This is a genomic window from Kitasatospora sp. NPDC127116, from assembly GCF_042677365.1.
GTDB lineage: Bacteria > Actinomycetota > Actinomycetes > Streptomycetales > Streptomycetaceae > Kitasatospora > Kitasatospora lactacystinica.
Genome location: NZ_JBHXTL010000066.1, coordinates 38,410 through 54,076 on the forward strand (window position 1 = coordinate 38,410; position 15,667 = coordinate 54,076).

Sequence of the window (15,667 nt, forward strand, 5' to 3'; positions counted from 1 at the left end):
CCAGACCATTTGACGTCGCTTCAGAGAACAGGTCCGGTATGCCCACTCGCGCCTCAGCCCTGCTCGCCGCCGCCACCGTCGCCGCGCTGCTCGCCGCCCCCGCCACCGCCAACGCCGCCGACGGACGGCACGGCCCGAAGCTGAAGGGCCAGCGGGTCGGCTACTTCACCCAGTGGGGCGCCGACAGCTCCGCCAAGCGGGTCCAGGAGTCCGGCCAGGCGGCCAGGCTCACCGTCATCAACTACGCCTTCGGCAACGTCTCCGCCGAGGGCACCTGCTTCGAGAGCAACGAGGCCGGCCAGGGTGACGCCCACAACGACTACCAGCGCTCCTTCTCCGCGGCCGAGTCGGTGGACGGCGTGGCCGACGCCCCGGGCCAGAAGCTGAAGGGCCACTTCAACCAGCTGCGCAAGCTCAAGGCGAAGAACCCCCAGCTGCGCACGGTGATCTCACTGGGCGGCTGGAGCTGGTCCAAGTACTTCTCCGACGCGGCCGCCACCCCCGAGGCCCGCAAGAAGTTCGTCTCCTCCTGCATCGACCTCTACCTCAAGGGCGACGTGCCGGTCCTGGCCGGCTCCCCGGAGGGCGGCAAGGGCGCGGCCGCGGGCGTCTTCGACGGCATCGACGTCGACTGGGAGTACCCGGGCGGCGGCGGGGACGCGGGCAACGTGGTCCGGCCCGAGGACGGCCGCAACTTCACCCTGCTGATGCAGGAGTTCCGCGACCAGCTGGACGCCCTGAGCGGCAGGAAGGGCAAGCACTACCTGCTGACCGCCGCCGTGGCCGCCAACGAGACCGTCGCCGACCGGCTCGAACTGCCCCTGCTCAGCGAGTCGATGGACTGGCTGAACGTGATGACCTACGACCTGCACGGTCCGTGGGAGGGCAAGGGCCCGGCCAACCACCAGGCCAACCTGTACTCCGACCCGACCGACCCGGACCCGCGCCGGCGCAGCGCCGACACCGCCGTGACGCACTACCAGGAGCGCGGGATGCCCTCCGAGCAGCTCGTCCTCGGCTCCCCGCTGTACGGCCACGGCTGGACCGGCGTCGCCCCCGGCAAGCGCGGCGGCCTCTTCCAGAGCGCCACCGCGGCCGCGCCCGACCACTCGTACCAGGAGATCAACGCGCTGCCGGGCAAGGTCTACCTGGACCGTGACCACGGCGCGTCCTGGAAGTACGACGGCACCACCTTCTACAGCTACGACACCGCCGAGGTGCTCACCCAGAAGGCGCGGTACACGCGCTGGAACGACCTGGCCGGGGTGATGGTCTGGTCGCTGGACGGCGACGACGCCCAGGGCAGCGCGATCGCCGCGCTGGACCGCGGTCTTCGCCGCGACTGACCGCCCCGCATCCGGGGCCCGCCGCGGACGCACCCGCGGCGGGCCCCGCCACGCCGTCGGCTGCGCCGTCCGAGCGCGCCCCCGGTACCGCGAACGGCCGTGGGCCCCGGCCGCTGCCTGGAATCCAGGAGCGGTCGGGGCCCACGGCCGTTGCGGCGAAGGCCCTTGTGGCGTACGGCCGTTGTGGCGTACGGCCGGTCGGGCCCGGGGGCGGCCCGTCAGGCCCGGTCGCAGGCCTGCGCCCGCAGCGCGCGGGCCAGGTCGTCCCGGCGCTCCAGCACCAGACGGCGCAGCGCGGGCGCGGCCTGCGGGTGCCCGGCCAGCCAGGCGTCGGCCTCGGCCAGGGTCTGCTCGTCGGTCTGGGCGATCGGGAAGAAGCCGCCGACGATCCGCATCGCGATCTCGATGGTCCGGTCGGCCCAGATCCGCTCCAGCAGCTTGAAGTACGGCGCCGCGTAGAGGGCGCTCAGGTCGCGCTGGGAGGGGATCGAGAAGCCCGCGGTGTTGGCCTCGACCAGGGCGCTCGGCAGCTCGTCCGAGTCGATCACCGCCGACCAGGCGGCGGCCTTGGCCTCCGCGGTGGGCCGGGCGGCCAGGCACTGGGTGTGGTGCCGCTTGCCGCTCGCGGTGTTGTCGGCGGCCAGTTCGGCGGCCAGCTCCTCGTCGGAGGCCTGGCCGGACGCGGCCAGCGCCAGCCACAGCGACCAGCGCAGGTCCTGGTCGACCTCCAGTCCGTCGATCCGGGCGCTGCCGGACAGCAGGCCGCGGACCAGGCCGAGGTGCTCGGCGCCGCCGGCGGTCTGGGCGAGGAAGCGGGCCCAGGCCAGCTGGTGGTCGCTGCCGGGGACGGCTTCGCGCAGCTCGCGCAGGGCGCCGTCGGCGAGCAGCCGGCCGCCCTCGCCGCGCCAGGCCGGGTCCGCGTACAGGTCGACGGCGGTCTTGGCCTGGGCGTGCAGCGACTGGAGCACGCCGATGTTGCCCTCCTGGCCGGCGAAGCGCAGCACCAGGGCGACGTAGTCGCGGGCCGGCATCAGGCCGTCCCGGGTGAGGTTCCAGACCGCGGACCAGGTCAGCGCCCGGGCCAGCTCGTCGCGGATGTCGCCGAGGCCGGCGCGCAGGTTCTCCAGCGACTCCTCGTCGAAGCGGATCTTGCAGTAGGTCAGGTCGTCGTCGTTGAGCAGCACCAGCGCCGGGCGGGGCAGGCCGGCGGCCTCGGCGACGACGGTCCGGGCGCCGGTGACGTCCAGTTCGATCCGCCCGGTGCGGACCAGGGCGCCGTCGGCGTCCCGGTCGTACAGGCCGACCGCGATCCGGTGGGGGCGCAGCACCTCGCCGTCCTGGAGCACCGCCAGCTCGGTGATCCGGCCCTCGGCGTCGGTGGTGACCTGCGGGGTGAGCGAGTCGACCCCGGAGGTCTGGAGCCAGGCGGCGGCCCAGGCCTTGAGGTCGCGGCCGCTGGTCTCCTCCAGCACCTCCAGCAGGTCGCCCAGCTCGGTGTTGCCGAAGGCGTGGCGCTTGAAGTAGCGGCGGGCGCCCTCGAAGAAGGCCTCGGACCCGACGTACGCCACCAGCTGCTTGAGGACGGAGGCGCCCTTGGCGTAGGTGATGCCGTCGAAGTTGAGCTTGGCGTCCTCCAGGTCCCGGATGTCCGCGGTGATCGGGTGGGTGGTGGGGAACTGGTCCTGCCGGTAGGCCCAGGCCTTGCGCTGGTTGGCGAAGGTGACCCAGGCGGAGGAGTAGCGGGTGCGGGCGCCGATCAGGCCGTAGGAGCCCATGAAGTCGGCGAAGGACTCCTTCAGCCACAGGTCGTCCCACCAGCGCATGGTGACCAGGTCGCCGAACCACATGTGCGCCATCTCGTGCAGGATGACGTTGGCCCGGCCCTCGTACGCGGCGTCGGTGACCTTCGAGCGGAAGACGAACTCCTCGCGGAAGGTGACGCAGCCGGGGTTCTCCATCGCGCCGATGTTGTACTCGGGAACGAAGGCCTGGTCGTACTTGCCGAACGGGTACGGGTAGTCGAACTCCTCGTGGAAGAAGTCGAGTCCGAGCTTGGTGACGCCGAGGATCTCGTCCGCGTCGAAGTACGGGGCCAGCGACTGGCGGCACATCGCGGAGAGCGGGATCTCCAGCGCGGTGCCGTCGGCCAGCTCGCGGCGGTAGTGGTCGCGGGCGACGTGGTACGGGCCGGCGACGACGGCGGTGAGGTAGGTGGAGATCGGCTTGGTCGGCGCGAACTCCCAGGTGCGGCCGCCGTCCTGCGCGGCGGCGTCCTGCCCGGTGCCGTCCTGCTCGGTGACCTTCTCGTGCGGGGCGTTGGACCACACGTTCCAGGCGGCCGGGGCGGTCACGGTGAAGGTGAACGGGGCCTTCAGGTCGGGCTGCTCGAAGTTCGCGAACACCCGGCGGGCGTCGGCCGGCTCGTAGTGGGTGTAGAGGTAGGTCTCGCCGTCCACCGGGTCGACGAAGCGGTGCAGGCCCTCGCCGGTGCGGCTGTAGGCGCAGTCCGCCTCGACGGTCAGCACGTTCTCGGCGGCCAGGCCGTCGACGTGCACCCGGGCGCCGTCGTAGGCGGTGGCCGGGTCGAGGGCTCGGCCGTTCAGGGTGACCGAGCGGACGGCGGGGGCGAGCAGGTCGAGGAAGGTGCCGGCACCGGGCTGGGAGCAGCGGAAGGTGACGGTGGTGGTGGAGCGGAAGGTGCCGGCCGCCCGGTCAGGGGCCGAGGTCACGTCCAGCCGGACCCGGTAGCCGTCCACGGTCAGGATGCTGGCCCGCTGCTGCGCCTCGTCGCGGCTGAGGTTCTTGCCCGGCACGGCGGTACTCCTTTGTCCGGCTCGCACGGTGGTGCGCCTGTGGGTGGTGCGGTCTCGCGCGGGGTGTGCCGCGCGCGCGGGGTCATCCTTTCACGCCGCTCGCCGTCAGTACCATTGCACAGGCCGCCGCGTTCGCGCCGGAATCAGCGGCCCCGGGCGGGTGTTGGCGTTCCGGGGGTGGAACTCCTCCCTGCCCAGGATCGCCTCACGAAGGACACCACCAGTGACGACTGCCACTGAGCGCAAGACCGCCGACTTCTGGTTCGACCCGGCCTGCCCGTGGGCGTGGATGACCTCCCGCTGGATGGTCGAGGTCGAGCAGCTGCGTCCGGTCGACGTGCGCTGGCACGTGATGAGCCTGTCGGTGCTCAACGAGCACCGGGACCTCCCGGAGAGCTACCGGGAGCTGCTGGACAACGCCTGGAGCGCGGTGCGGGTCTGCATCGCCGCCGCGGAGCGGCACGGGCCGCAGGTGCTCGGCCGGCTCTACACCGAGCTGGGCGTGCGCTTCCACAACCAGGGCCTGCCGCAGAACCGGGAGACCATCGAGGCCGCCCTGGTGGCCGCGGGCCTGCCGGCGGAGCTGGCCGACGCGGGCGGCACGGACGCCTACGACGACGCCCTGCGCGCCTCGCACAAGGAGGGCATCACCCTGGTCGGCGAGGACGTCGGCACCCCGGTGATCGCGGTCGAGGGCGCGGACGGCGAGCGGGTGGCCTTCTTCGGCCCGGTGGTCACCCCCGCCCCGAAGGGCGAGGCCGCGGCCCGGCTGTGGGACGGCACCCTGCTGGTGGCCTCCACCCCGGGCTTCTACGAGATCAAGCGCACCCGCACGGCCGGCCCGTCCTTCGAGTGAGCCGTACGTAGTTCCCCGGAAACGCGGCAGGGCCCGGTACCGATCGGTACCGGGCCCTGGGGCGTGTCCTGCCGATCCTTGCCGGGTGCGCGGCGAAATCCACAGGACACGCCCTCGCCATGCATGGGGACGGGAAGGTCAGCGCAGGGCGGCGGCGTCCCGGCGCTGCTTGAGCAGCCCGGCGACGGTGAGCAGCGCGACCAGCACGCCGGCCGCGTACAGCTGGTCGCGGTTGCCCTCGGTGGTGGTCATCAGGGCGAGGATGGCGGCCACGGCGGCCATCGCGACCCAGGTGAGGTACGGGTAGCCCCACATCTTCACGGTGAGCAGCTCGGGCGCCTCGCGCTCCAGCCGGCGGCGCATCCGCAGCTGGACGACGCAGATGAACAGCCAGACCACCAGGATCGCCACGCCGGTGGTGTTCATCAGCCAGGTGAACACGGTGTCCGGCCAGAACTTGGCCGCCAGCACGGCGCCGAAGCCGAACAGGCAGGAGATCAGCACGGCTCTGCGCGGCACCCCGCCGCTGACCTTGGCCAGCGACTTGGGGCCCTGGCCGCGGCCGACCAGCGAGTACGCCATCCGGGAGGCGCCGTAGATGTTGGCGTTCATCGCGGACAGCAGCGCGACCAGCACCACCACCTGCATGATCGTTCCGGCGGCGGGCACCCCGAGGTGGCTCAGCACGGTGACGTACGGGCCGTCGGCGACGACCTTCGGGTCCTTCCAGGAGACCAGGGTGACCACCAGGGCCATCGAGCCGATGTAGAAGATCGCGATCCGCCACACCGCGGTGCGCACGGCGTTGGCGACGTTCTTCTTGGGGTCGTCGGACTCGGCGGCGGCGATGGTGACGGTCTCCAGGCCGCCGTACGCGAAGACCGAGGCGAGCAGGCCGATGATCAGTCCGTCGACGCCGTTGGGCAGGAAGCCGCCCTGGCCGGTGAGGTTCGCCGTGCCGGGGGCGCCGGGGCCGATCACCCCGGCGATGCCGAGCCCGCCGAGGACCAGGAAGGCGATGATCGCGGCGACCTTGATCGCGGCGAACCAGAACTCGAACTCGCCGAAGTTCTTCACCGCGGTGAGGTTGCTGGCGCAGAAGAAGGCCATGAACAGGCCGACCCAGACCCAGGCGGAGACGCCGGGGATCCAGCCGTTGACGATCTTCCCGGCGGCGGTGGCCTCGGCGGCGACGCCGCAGCAGAGCATCACCCAGTACATCCAGCCGGCCGTGATCCCGGCCCAGGGGCCGATCTCCTTCTCGGCGTGCACCGAGAACGAGCCGGAGGCGGGGCGGGCGGCGGACATCTCGCCGAGCATTCTCATGATCAGCATGACCAGGAGGCCGGAGAGCACGAACGCCAGGATGATCGCCGGGCCGGCGGCCGCGATGCCGGCGCCGGAGCCGACGAAGAGGCCGGCGCCGATCACGCCGCCGAGGGCGATCATGGACAGGTGGCGCTGCTTCAGGCCGTGCGAGAGCTGCTGACCACCCGACGCCGGGCCTGCGGCCGGCTGGGTGCCGGTGGGGGTCCCGGTCGCCGTCGGGGCGGAAGTGGGGGCCATAGGGGTGGTTCCAGACTGTGCGGTATGCGACATGAGCTGTCCAATATCCGGCGGCACCCCTGTCCATGCCAAGAATGTTCGATTCGGGCCCACCATGCGGACCCTGCCGAAACCTACTGTGATCATGCTGTGACCAGGAGTTGTTCCGGTCCGGTTCCGACAATGCCCGAGGGCGGGGGTTTGTCCGAAACCGTGCCGTTCGCCCAGTGGATCACCGCGTAGGTTCACAGGTGTTCACTCACCTGGACTCTCACGGAGGAGCCCCGATGGCCACTGCCACCACCCCGATACCGCGCCGCACCGTCCTCGCCGACCTGCTGCCCGCCGCCTCCACCCGCCTCGGCGCCCAGGCCCGCGACCTGGCCCTGGTGGCCGGCGGCGCCGCGCTGACCGGCCTGGCCGCCCAGCTGTCGGTGAACGTCCCCGGCTCGCCGGTGCCCGTCACCGGCCAGACCTTCGCCGCCCTGCTGGTCGGCACCGCGCTCGGCGCCCGCCGCGGCGTCGCCTCGATGGTGCTCTACCTGCTGGCCGGCATGGCGGGCCTGCCCTGGTTCGCCGAGGGCACCTCGGGCTGGGCGACGGCCTCCTTCGGCTACGTGATCGGCTTCGTCCTCGCCGCCGCCGTGACCGGCGCGCTGGCCCGCCGCGGCGCCGACCGCACCCCGGTCAACACCGCCGTCACCATGGTCCTCGGCAGCCTCGCCATCTACGCGGTCGGCGTCCCGTACCTCGCCCTGTCGCTGCACGTGCCGCTCGCCCGCGCCGCCGAGCTCGGCCTCTACCCGTACCTGGTCGGCGACGCCGTCAAGGCCGCCTTCGCCGCCGGCGCCCTGCCGCTGGCCTGGAAGCTGCTCGGCCGGCGCTGATCCGCCCGGCGGCCCGCGTCGCCCGGCCGCCCCGCGCCGCCGTCCCACCCCGCCGCCCCACCCGGTCGGCGCCCCCGTTGTCGGGCCCGGGCGCACGCGCATGCCACACTCATGGCATGCGCGTGTACCTGGGCTCAGACCATGCCGGATACGAACTGAAGAACCACCTCGTGGAGTGGCTCAAGGGGGCCGGCCACGAGCCGGTCGACTGCGGGCCGCACATCTACGACGCCGAGGACGACTACCCGCCGTTCTGCCTGCGTGCCGCCGAGCGCACCGCCGCCGACGAGGACGCCCTGGGCATCGTGATCGGCGGCTCGGGCAACGGCGAGGCGATCGCCGCCAACAAGGTCAAGGGCGTCCGGGCCGCGCTGGCCTGGAGCGTGCAGACCGCCGAGCTCGGCCGTCAGCACAACAACGCCAACGTGATCTCCATCGGCGGCCGCATGCACACCCAGGAGGAGGCCACCGAGTTCGTCGAGGTCTTCCTCAAGACCCCGTACAGCGGCGAGCCCCGGCACACCCGCCGGATCGAGATGCTGAGCGAGTACGAGACCACCGGCGAGCTCCCGCCGATCCCGGCCCACCACCCGCAGGGCTGATCCCGCCACCCACCCTCCCCGACGGCCGGCCGCACGCTCCCGTGCGACCGGCCGTCGCCGTGTCCGGACGCCCCCGGACGCCCCGGGACGGCCCCGGACCTCGCCCGACGGGCCCGCGGCGGCCCGCTCCGCCTGTGGGATCGGCCACAGGCCCCGGCGCTCGGACACCCCCGTACGCGGGGCGCGCACGCCGCCCGCACGGTTCCGTACGCCCAACCGGCGTACGCCTCCTGACGGCACGCCCGCAACCCCGCCGATCGGCCGAAACCCGCCGGGCGCCCCGCGCTCCGGCGCCCGCGCCCGCCCCCGGCCCGTCGACGCCGGGCCGTGCCCGTGGATAGGGTCGGACCCCATGGCTGGCAGAGCGCCGGGCACACCGCCCCAGACGACTGCGACGAGGCCCGGCGCCGCCACGGCGTCCGAGTCCGTGACGGCCCGGTTGCGCAAGAGGGTCCGCCGGGTCCGCCGAAGGCTGCGCACAGCCGGTGTGGACTACTTCCGCGGCGGCGCCGCCGACTGGCCGGTGCTCTGCGCGCTCGCCCTGCTCGTACCGCTGCTGATCCTGCTCAACATCTGGATGCCCGACTGGGCCCCGCCCACCTCCCTGGTCCTGCCGATCCTGGCCGGCGCCCTGCTGCTGCGCCCCGGCAGTCTGGTGGTGCTCTACGCGCTGGCCGCGCTCGGCCTCTCCTCCGAGTCCGTGATCCACACCGGCCAGCGGGTCGCCAGCGACAACCCCGAGGCGTACATCTACGGCGTGACCCCGGGCGCGGCCCTGGTGGTCGGCGCCGCCGGGGTGGGCGGCCTGCTGCTCGCCCAGTTCCGGGCCCGGGTCGGCGTGCCCTGGTGGGGCGGTTCCACCATGCTGTTCGACCTGCGCGAGCGGCTGCGGGTGCAGAGCCGGGTGCCCGAGCTGCCGGAGGGCTGGCACGCGGACATGGCGCTGCGCCCGGCCGGCGGCCAGTCCTTCTCCGGGGACTTCGTGGTCGCCGCCCGCACCGGCCCCGGCCAGCGGCTGCTGGAGGTGGTCCTCGCGGACGTCTCCGGCAAGGGCATGGACGCCGGCTCCCGCGCGCTGCTGCTCTCCGGCGCCTTCGGCGGCCTGGTCGGCTCGCTGCCCGCGCACGACTTCCTGCCCGCCGCCAACGGCTACCTGCTGCGCCAGTCCTGGGAGGAGGGCTTCGCCACCGCCGTCCACCTGGTGCTGGACCTGGACACCGGGGAGTACGAGCTGCTCTCGGCCGGGCACCTGCCGGGCATGCAGCGGCTGGCCGGGGAGGGGCGCTGGGAGGTCAAGCAGGCCGAGGGCCCGCTGCTCGGGATCTACGACGGCGCCAAGTTCGAGGGCGTGCGCGGCCGGCTGAACCGGGGCGACGTGCTGATGCTGTGCACCGACGGCATGGTCGAGGCCCCGGGCCGGGACCTCGGGGAGGGCATGGACCGGCTGATGGGGGAGGCGGACCGGCTGGTGCCCGGCGGCGGACCCGGGACGGGCACGGGCACCGCGGCGGCGCTGATCGAGACGGTCGCCCGGGACATCAACGACGACCGCGCCGTGCTGCTGCTCTGGCGCGACTGACGGCGCCGTCGGGGCACATGCCAAGGGCAGCCGCCGCTGTCAAGCCCGGCAGCTGATCTTCGGCCAATTCGCAGGCCCCGTCGACGGAGCGGACCAGCGGCTTCCGTTCCCCGCCCCCGGCCGTTTTCCGGCCGCTCAGCACGGCCCCGCCGACGATTCGTCAGGACGGCTCCGCTATCGTCCCGGTCGGCGGAAACTCGTCTCGCATCGCAGGATATCGGCGTTGGGCTGACTTTCAGACCTTTACGCAATCGGCACGGTCGACCACACTGAGTCCGGGCGGGACTGTTCAGGATTCGGGGGATTGGGGGCGTCACGTGCGGCACGACAGACAGCGGTCGACTGCGGGCTCCCTCGCCGGCGCTGCGCCGGACGGTCCGCGATTCCGCCTCGGGACCGTCGGACAGGCCGGGGTCCGGCTTTCGCAGGTGCCGCCGGGCGGCGGCACCCCGCTATGAAAACGAGGAAGTGAGTCCGGGTGGCACTCTCCGTCTCCGCACTGGTCCTGTTCGCGATCCTGTGCATCATCTTCATCCGCAACAAGCAGATGAAGATCCCGCACGCGATCGTCGCCGCCCTGTTCGGCTTCATGCTCCACGAGACCACGGTCGCCGGTTCCATCAACTCCCTGCTGGCCAACCTCGCGCACAGCATCTCCGGCATCACCGGCGGCTGACCCGGCCGGGCCGTCCGCACCCTCGCCCAGGGGTCACCGGTCGGCCCGTCTGGCCTCCCGCCAGCGAGCGAACAGTCCCCGGGGGCGCGCCGCCGCCGGGGCCGGGGCACGCATCGGCGCGGGTGCCACCGCACCCGCCGGCGTGTGCTGCCCCGATGCCGTCGGTTCGGCCGTCAGCAGCACGAACAGCCGTGCCCAGCACAGCCGTTCGCCCCGCGGCCAGTCCAGTGCGCGCAGCGCCGCCGACGCCGCCTCCGACACCTCGCCGCCCACCCGGACCTCGGCGACGTCGTCCCCCGCCTTCCCGCCCAGGAAGAGCTTGACGCCCACCGGCCCGGGCCCGGTCAACCCGGCGCGCAGCGCGGGCGCCAGCGCCGGCAGCACCCGGTGCTCGGCGAGCCAGCCCGCCAGGTGCTCGTTGCCGAAGCCGAACACCGCGGCCGGCCCCTGCACCGCGTGCCAGCCCGGGAGTCCGGGCAGGGCCGGGCGGTCGGCGCGGATCCCGCGGCCCCCCGCGACCTCGACCAGCACCGGGGCGGTGGTGGTCGCCCACATCTTCACCGCGTTGGCGAGCTTCTCCTCCTCGGTCTTGCCGAGGCCTGCCGCGCAGTCCCACACCACCGGGGCGTCCGCCCGGCCCAGGTGGAGCACGAAGCCGAGGTCCACGTGCCCGGCGCCGTCGTCCCCGGGGTGCTCGCGCACCGCCACCGCGGTGGTGCCGGGGCCGCGGACCACCTCGCCGTCCGGGCGGAACACCTGGCCCAGTCGCGCCATCTCCCGGACCACACAGCGCTGAATGACGGCCAGTCGCTCCTGCGGATGCACCGGGACTCCTCCACCTCGGGAGCGCGGCGGCTGAGCTCGCGCTCGAACTGCGCTCGAACGCCGCCGAGGCTATCGGCCCGACAGCCCGCCGGGAAACCATGCGGACCCCGCGGTCCTCCGGTCGCGGAATTGTCCTGGATGCCCCACTTTGGGCAGCGGAACCTGAAGGCCGTCCGCCCGGAGGACCCGCATGCCCCGCACCACCGCCCCGCCCCCGCCCGTCCTCCTCGCCCCCGGGCCGCCGCCGTTCGGCCCGGCCGGCCCCGGGCTGGTCGCCGAGATCGAGGCCTACCTCGCCTCGCTGCCCGCCCCCGCGCGCACCCCGGTGCCGTACGTCTGCCCCCACGGCAGCGTCCTGCGGCCCTGGCAGGCCGGCCACCCCGAGCCCCGGGCCACCCTGCTCGACCGGGCGCTGGGCCGGCCCGCGCGGCCCGTGCCGGTCGGCGCGGCCGACCACCTCCGGCTCGCCTCCCGCTACATCGGGGCGCACGGCTGGCTCCAGGGCGCGATGTGGGACGCGGCCGGCCGGGTCTGCCTGCTCGGCGCGCAGGCCGCCGTCCTGGCACACGGCTACGGCACCCCGGACACCGTGCGCACCGCCCGGGTCCAGCTGATGGAGGTGCTGCACGCCACCGGCCGCCCGGCGCGCTCCCCGGACGAGTACAACGACCGTCCGACCACCCGGGAGGGCGACGTCCACCAGCTGCTGGACCGGGCCGCCGCCCGGGCCGCACGGCTCGGACTCTGAGGCGGAAGGGGCCGCGGCGGCCCGGGGAACGCCGACGGCCCCGGTGCGCTGGGCACACCGGGGCCGGATCGGAGAGCGGGCGACGAGAATCGAACTCGCGTGACTAGTTTGGAAGACTAGGGCTCTACCATTGAGCTACGCCCGCACGACGCTCCCAGCCGTCACCGGCCGGAAGTCCGGGGGACAGCGTACCTGGTCCGGCCGCCCGAGCGCACGCCCCCTCGCCCAGCGCCCTGCGTGCACCCCCTCGCGCCCGCGCGGTATATGTCGCGGTCGCGCCCGCGCGGAACAACTCGGCGAGCCGTGCAGGCCCGGCGTGTACGCTTCCTCTCGGCACCACGGGGTGTGGCGCAGTTTGGTAGCGCGTCCGCTTTGGGAGCGGAAGGCCGTCGGTTCGAATCCGGTCACCCCGACAGTGCGGCAGGGTCTCGCCCGACGGGGGCGGGGCCCTGTTCTGTGTGGGAGCTCCCCGGCGGCGGTACGGTGGCGCCTGGCGTCCGCCTTTCGTGGTACCGGTAGGATGGGGCGCTGGCGGTAGTCCCTGTGGCGTCCACCCAGGTCAACCGCACGAGGGCGAGGAGTCAAGCTCACCGTCCACCCCACGGGAGATGCAGCTCCAACCGCCCATCGCCCGTCTCGTCCGACCCCCCTTCCGGCTCCGGCCGGGCGATGGGGACGGGCGGAGACAACCTGACCGCAAGCCCCTAGGAGACCTAACCGTGAAGAGCGCCGTCGAGACTCTGAACCCGACCCGGGTTCGACTCACCGTCGAGGTGCCCTTCGAGGAGCTCAAGCCCAGCCTCGACGCGGCGTACAAGAAGATCAACCAGCAGGTCTCGGTCCCGGGCTTCCGCAAGGGCAAGATCCCGAACCGGGTCATCGACCAGCGCTTCGGCCGTGGTGCCGTGCTGGAAGAGGCCGTCAACGACGCCCTGCCGCGCTTCTACACGCAGGCCGTCGACGAGGGCAAGATCGAGGTCCTCGGACAGCCCGACATCACCAACATCGAGGGTGTCGAGAAGATCGCCGATGGCGGCGACCTGAAGTTCACCGCCGAGGTCGACGTCCGTCCGGAGGTCACCCTGCCGGAGTTCTCCTCCATCGAGGTGACCGTCGACCCGATCGTCGTCTCCGACGAGGACATCGAGAAGTCGCTGGAGCAGCTGCGCGAGCGCTTCTCCTCGGTCAAGGACGTCGAGCGCGCCGCCGCCGAGGGCGACATCGTGGTCGTGGACCTGGTCGCCAAGGTCGACGGTGAGGTGCCGGACGACGGCACCGCCAACGGCGTCAGCTACGAGATCGGCTCGGGCCGCCTCATCGACGGCATCGACGAGGCCGTCGTCGGCCTGTCGGCCGGCGAGGAGAAGACCTTCGAGACCGAGCTCAAGGGTGGCACCCAGGCGGGCAAGACCTCCGAGGTCACCGTCACCGTCACCGCCGTCCAGGAGAAGGAGCTGCCCGAGCTGGACGACGAGTTCGCCCAGCTGGCCAGCGAGTTCGACACCCTGGAGGACCTGCGCGCCGACTCCCGCAAGCGCCTGGAGCGCATGAAGGAGTACGACCAGGCCACCCAGGCCCAGGAGAAGGTCCTGGACGCGCTGCTCGCCCTGGTTGAGATCGAGTACCCCGAGAAGCTCCTCAAGGACGAGGTCGAGACCCGCAAGCACAACGTGGAGCACCACCAGCTCCAGCCGATGGGCCTCTCCCTCGACGCCTACCTGGAGACCCAGGGCAAGACCGCCGAGGAGTGGGACGCGGAGATCGAGGAGCAGGCGAAGAAGGGCATCAAGACCCAGTTCGTCCTGGACCAGATCGTCGCCGACGAGGAGCTGGGTGTTAACCAGGAGGAGCTGACCGAGCACCTCATCCGCCGCGCCGCCGGCTCCGGCCTCACCCCGGACCAGTTCGCCCAGCAGGTCGTCCAGGGCGGCCAGGTTCCGCTGCTGGTCGGCGAGGTCGCCCGCGGCAAGGCGCTGGCCACCGTGGTCGAGGCCGCCAAGGTCGTCGACACCGAGGGCAACGAGATCAACTTCGACGACGAGGACGAGACGGCCGAGACCGTCGAGGCCGCCGCCGAGGAGACCTCCGCCGAGGAGAAGACCGAGGCCTGAGCGCCCCGGTAGCCCCTCCAGGCTGCAGCGGGCCCGGACGCCGTACGGTGTCCGGGCCCGCTGTCGTCCCCGCCCGCGACCACCGCGACCCTGCGCTCACAGCGAACAGTTCTGCGTGAGGGATTCTGCGGCCCGGCCTGCGCGTTAGGGTCCTTGGACAGCACCAATCACGACGTGATACCCGGAAGCTGTGCGACATCGTGACGGCCGTGGAGCGACCGTCCAAACCGACTGAGCAGGTGGCTAAGTGACGTTCCCGCAGATGCAGATGCCTGGCCCGATGGCGCCGCACGCCGCCGCTGGTGACGTGCTCGGCGGCCTTGGCGACCAGGTCTACAACCGGCTGCTCAACGAGCGGATCATCTTCCTCGGCCAGGCGGTCGACGACGACATCGCCAACAAGATCACCGCGCAGCTGCTGCTGCTGGCCGCGGACCCGGACAAGGACATCTTCCTCTACATCAACTCCCCGGGCGGCTCGATCTCGGCCGGCATGGCGATCTACGACACCATGCAGTACATCAAGAACGACGTCGTCACCATCGCGATGGGCATGGCGGCCTCGATGGGCCAGTTCCTGCTCACCGCGGGTGCCCCGGGCAAGCGCTTCTCGCTGCCGAACTCGACCATCCTGATGCACCAGCCCTCCGCGGGCCTCGGCGGTTCCGCCACCGACATCCGCATCCAGGCCGAGCAGCTGCTCCGCACCAAGAAGCGGATGTCCGAGCTGATCGCCCACCACAGCGGCCAGTCCTTCGAGCAGATCACCGCCGACTCCGACCGCGACCGCTGGTTCACCCCGGAGGAGGCCCTGGAGTACGGCCTCATCGACGCGATCATGCACAGCGCCGCGGACGTCCCCGGCGGCGGCGGCACGGGCGCTGCCTGAGCCTCGGCCCGGCCCGCGAGACCACAGCCCCAACGCCCCGGAGGACAAGGACCCCATGAACATCCCCAGCCTGTCGGCCGCCAAGGCCCGCGTCGAGGACATGCGCGCCGAGGGCCGCTACATCGTCCCGCGCTTCGTCGAGCGCACCACGCAGGGCATCCGCGAGTACGACCCGTACGCCAAGCTGTTCGAGGAGCGCATCATCTTCCTCGGCTCGCAGGTCGACGACGTCTCGGCGAACGACATCATGGCGCAGCTGCTGTGCCTGGAGTCGATGGACCCGGACCGCGAGATCCAGATGTACATCAACTCGCCCGGCGGCTCGTTCACGGCCCTGACGGCCATCTACGACACCATGCAGTACGTGAAGCCGGACATCACCACGGTCTGCATGGGCCAGGCGGCCTCCGCCGCGGCCGTGCTGCTCGCCGCCGGCACCCCCGGCAAGCGGATGGCGCTGCCGAACGCCCGCATCCTGATCCACCAGCCGTACACCGAGACCGGCCGCGGCCAGGTGTCCGACCTGGAGATCCAGGCCAAGGAGATCTTCCGGATGCGCGAGCAGCTGGAGGAGATGCTCTCCAAGCACTCCAACCGGACGGCGGAGCAGGTGCGCGACGACATCGAGCGCGACAAGATCCTGACCGCCGAGGAGGCCGCCGAGTACGGCCTGATCGACCAGATCATCTCCACCCGCAAGACCTCGCTGACCTCCTGAGGTCGGCGCCCTCCCGGCCCGCCCCCGGGTCGGAGGGGCCGTCGGGGCGGGGTGCGCACCCGGGTGCGCACC

Annotated in this window: 13 protein-coding genes and 2 tRNA genes; 11 read left to right on the top strand and 4 right to left on the bottom strand. The window is 72.5% G+C overall.

The window, feature by feature from the left end; all coding sequences use genetic code 11:
• The first annotated feature begins 38 nt into the window (after window positions 1–38).
• Window positions 39–1,346 (top strand): glycoside hydrolase family 18 protein, encoded by a 1,308-nt coding sequence (locus tag ACFVHV_RS24935; protein ID WP_380353529.1) that lies wholly within the window; start codon window positions 39–41, stop codon window positions 1,344–1,346.
• A gap of 218 nt (window positions 1,347–1,564) precedes the next feature.
• Here ACFVHV_RS24935 and pepN read toward each other — a convergent pair whose 3' ends face one another.
• On the bottom strand, window positions 1,565–4,159 hold the full coding sequence (pepN, locus tag ACFVHV_RS24940; RefSeq protein WP_359914811.1) for an aminopeptidase N: 2,595 nt from the start codon (window positions 4,157–4,159) through the stop codon (window positions 1,565–1,567).
• A 223-nt stretch (window positions 4,160–4,382) separates the two neighbouring features.
• Between pepN and ACFVHV_RS24945 the strand changes: the two genes are divergently transcribed.
• The gene (locus ACFVHV_RS24945; RefSeq protein ID WP_359914814.1) at window positions 4,383–5,015 is read left to right on the top strand and encodes a DsbA family protein; all 633 of its coding nucleotides are present in this window, start codon (window positions 4,383–4,385) and stop codon (window positions 5,013–5,015) included.
• A 138-nt stretch (window positions 5,016–5,153) separates the two neighbouring features.
• On the opposite strand, the gene ACFVHV_RS24950 is transcribed toward ACFVHV_RS24945, so the two are convergent.
• Window positions 5,154–6,581 carry an amino acid permease gene (locus tag ACFVHV_RS24950; protein WP_359914816.1) on the bottom strand — a complete coding sequence of 476 codons (1,428 nt, stop codon included), beginning with the start codon at window positions 6,579–6,581 and terminating at the stop codon, window positions 5,154–5,156.
• Window positions 6,582–6,847: 266 nt separating this feature from the next.
• On the opposite strand from ACFVHV_RS24950, the gene ACFVHV_RS24955 reads away from it, so the two are divergent.
• From ACFVHV_RS24955 to ACFVHV_RS24970, 4 genes are all read left to right on the top strand, one after another.
• Window positions 6,848–7,447, top strand: a complete 600-nt coding sequence (locus ACFVHV_RS24955; RefSeq protein WP_380353532.1) for a biotin transporter BioY — start codon at window positions 6,848–6,850, stop codon at window positions 7,445–7,447.
• Window positions 7,448–7,563: 116 nt separating this feature from the next.
• Window positions 7,564–8,049 carry a ribose-5-phosphate isomerase gene (locus ACFVHV_RS24960; protein WP_359914820.1) on the top strand — a complete coding sequence of 162 codons (486 nt, stop codon included), beginning with the start codon at window positions 7,564–7,566 and terminating at the stop codon, window positions 8,047–8,049.
• A gap of 352 nt (window positions 8,050–8,401) precedes the next feature.
• Window positions 8,402–9,628 carry a PP2C family protein-serine/threonine phosphatase gene (locus ACFVHV_RS24965; RefSeq protein WP_359914822.1) on the top strand — a complete coding sequence of 409 codons (1,227 nt, stop codon included), beginning with the start codon at window positions 8,402–8,404 and terminating at the stop codon, window positions 9,626–9,628.
• A gap of 478 nt (window positions 9,629–10,106) precedes the next feature.
• Window positions 10,107–10,304, top strand: coding sequence for a hypothetical protein (locus ACFVHV_RS24970; RefSeq protein WP_359914825.1), 198 nt, complete (start codon window positions 10,107–10,109; stop codon window positions 10,302–10,304).
• A 33-nt stretch (window positions 10,305–10,337) separates the two neighbouring features.
• On the opposite strand, the gene ACFVHV_RS24975 is transcribed toward ACFVHV_RS24970, so the two are convergent.
• Window positions 10,338–11,129 (bottom strand): DUF6348 family protein, encoded by a 792-nt coding sequence (locus ACFVHV_RS24975; RefSeq protein WP_380353536.1) that lies wholly within the window; start codon window positions 11,127–11,129, stop codon window positions 10,338–10,340.
• 190 nt (window positions 11,130–11,319) lie between these two features.
• On the opposite strand from ACFVHV_RS24975, the gene ACFVHV_RS24980 reads away from it, so the two are divergent.
• Window positions 11,320–11,877 carry a hypothetical protein gene (locus ACFVHV_RS24980; protein WP_359914831.1) on the top strand — a complete coding sequence of 186 codons (558 nt, stop codon included), beginning with the start codon at window positions 11,320–11,322 and terminating at the stop codon, window positions 11,875–11,877.
• Between the two features lie 74 nt (window positions 11,878–11,951).
• On the opposite strand, the gene ACFVHV_RS24985 is transcribed toward ACFVHV_RS24980, so the two are convergent.
• Window positions 11,952–12,022 (bottom strand) — tRNA-Gly (locus ACFVHV_RS24985).
• A gap of 194 nt (window positions 12,023–12,216) precedes the next feature.
• Between ACFVHV_RS24985 and ACFVHV_RS24990 the strand changes: the two genes are divergently transcribed.
• The 4 genes from ACFVHV_RS24990 (at window position 12,217) to ACFVHV_RS25005 (ending at window position 15,595) form a co-directional block, all read left to right on the top strand.
• Window positions 12,217–12,290: transfer RNA gene (locus ACFVHV_RS24990), tRNA-Pro, on the top strand.
• Between the two features lie 306 nt (window positions 12,291–12,596).
• Window positions 12,597–13,988 (top strand): trigger factor, encoded by a 1,392-nt coding sequence (gene tig / locus ACFVHV_RS24995; protein ID WP_359914834.1) that lies wholly within the window; start codon window positions 12,597–12,599, stop codon window positions 13,986–13,988.
• A gap of 268 nt (window positions 13,989–14,256) precedes the next feature.
• Window positions 14,257–14,877: an ATP-dependent Clp protease proteolytic subunit gene (locus ACFVHV_RS25000; RefSeq protein WP_380353544.1), complete on the top strand. Its 621-nt coding sequence runs from the start codon at window positions 14,257–14,259 to the stop codon at window positions 14,875–14,877.
• Between the two features lie 55 nt (window positions 14,878–14,932).
• Window positions 14,933–15,595 carry an ATP-dependent Clp protease proteolytic subunit gene (locus ACFVHV_RS25005; protein WP_359914840.1) on the top strand — a complete coding sequence of 221 codons (663 nt, stop codon included), beginning with the start codon at window positions 14,933–14,935 and terminating at the stop codon, window positions 15,593–15,595.
• Window positions 15,596–15,667 lie beyond the last annotated feature (72 nt).

Coding starts and splice junctions, on each gene's coding strand:
- ACFVHV_RS24935 (WP_380353529.1), top strand. CDS start 39: ATGCCCACTCGCGCCTCAGCCCTGCTCGCCGCCGCCACCGTCGCCGCG.
- ACFVHV_RS24950 (WP_359914816.1), bottom strand. CDS start 6,581: ATGGCCCCCACTTCCGCCCCGACGGCGACCGGGACCCCCACCGGCACC.
- ACFVHV_RS24955 (WP_380353532.1), top strand. CDS start 6,848: ATGGCCACTGCCACCACCCCGATACCGCGCCGCACCGTCCTCGCCGAC.
- ACFVHV_RS24960 (WP_359914820.1), top strand. CDS start 7,564: ATGCGCGTGTACCTGGGCTCAGACCATGCCGGATACGAACTGAAGAAC.
- ACFVHV_RS24965 (WP_359914822.1), top strand. CDS start 8,402: ATGGCTGGCAGAGCGCCGGGCACACCGCCCCAGACGACTGCGACGAGG.
- ACFVHV_RS24980 (WP_359914831.1), top strand. CDS start 11,320: ATGCCCCGCACCACCGCCCCGCCCCCGCCCGTCCTCCTCGCCCCCGGG.
- ACFVHV_RS25000 (WP_380353544.1), top strand. CDS start 14,257: ATGCCTGGCCCGATGGCGCCGCACGCCGCCGCTGGTGACGTGCTCGGC.
- ACFVHV_RS25005 (WP_359914840.1), top strand. CDS start 14,933: ATGAACATCCCCAGCCTGTCGGCCGCCAAGGCCCGCGTCGAGGACATG.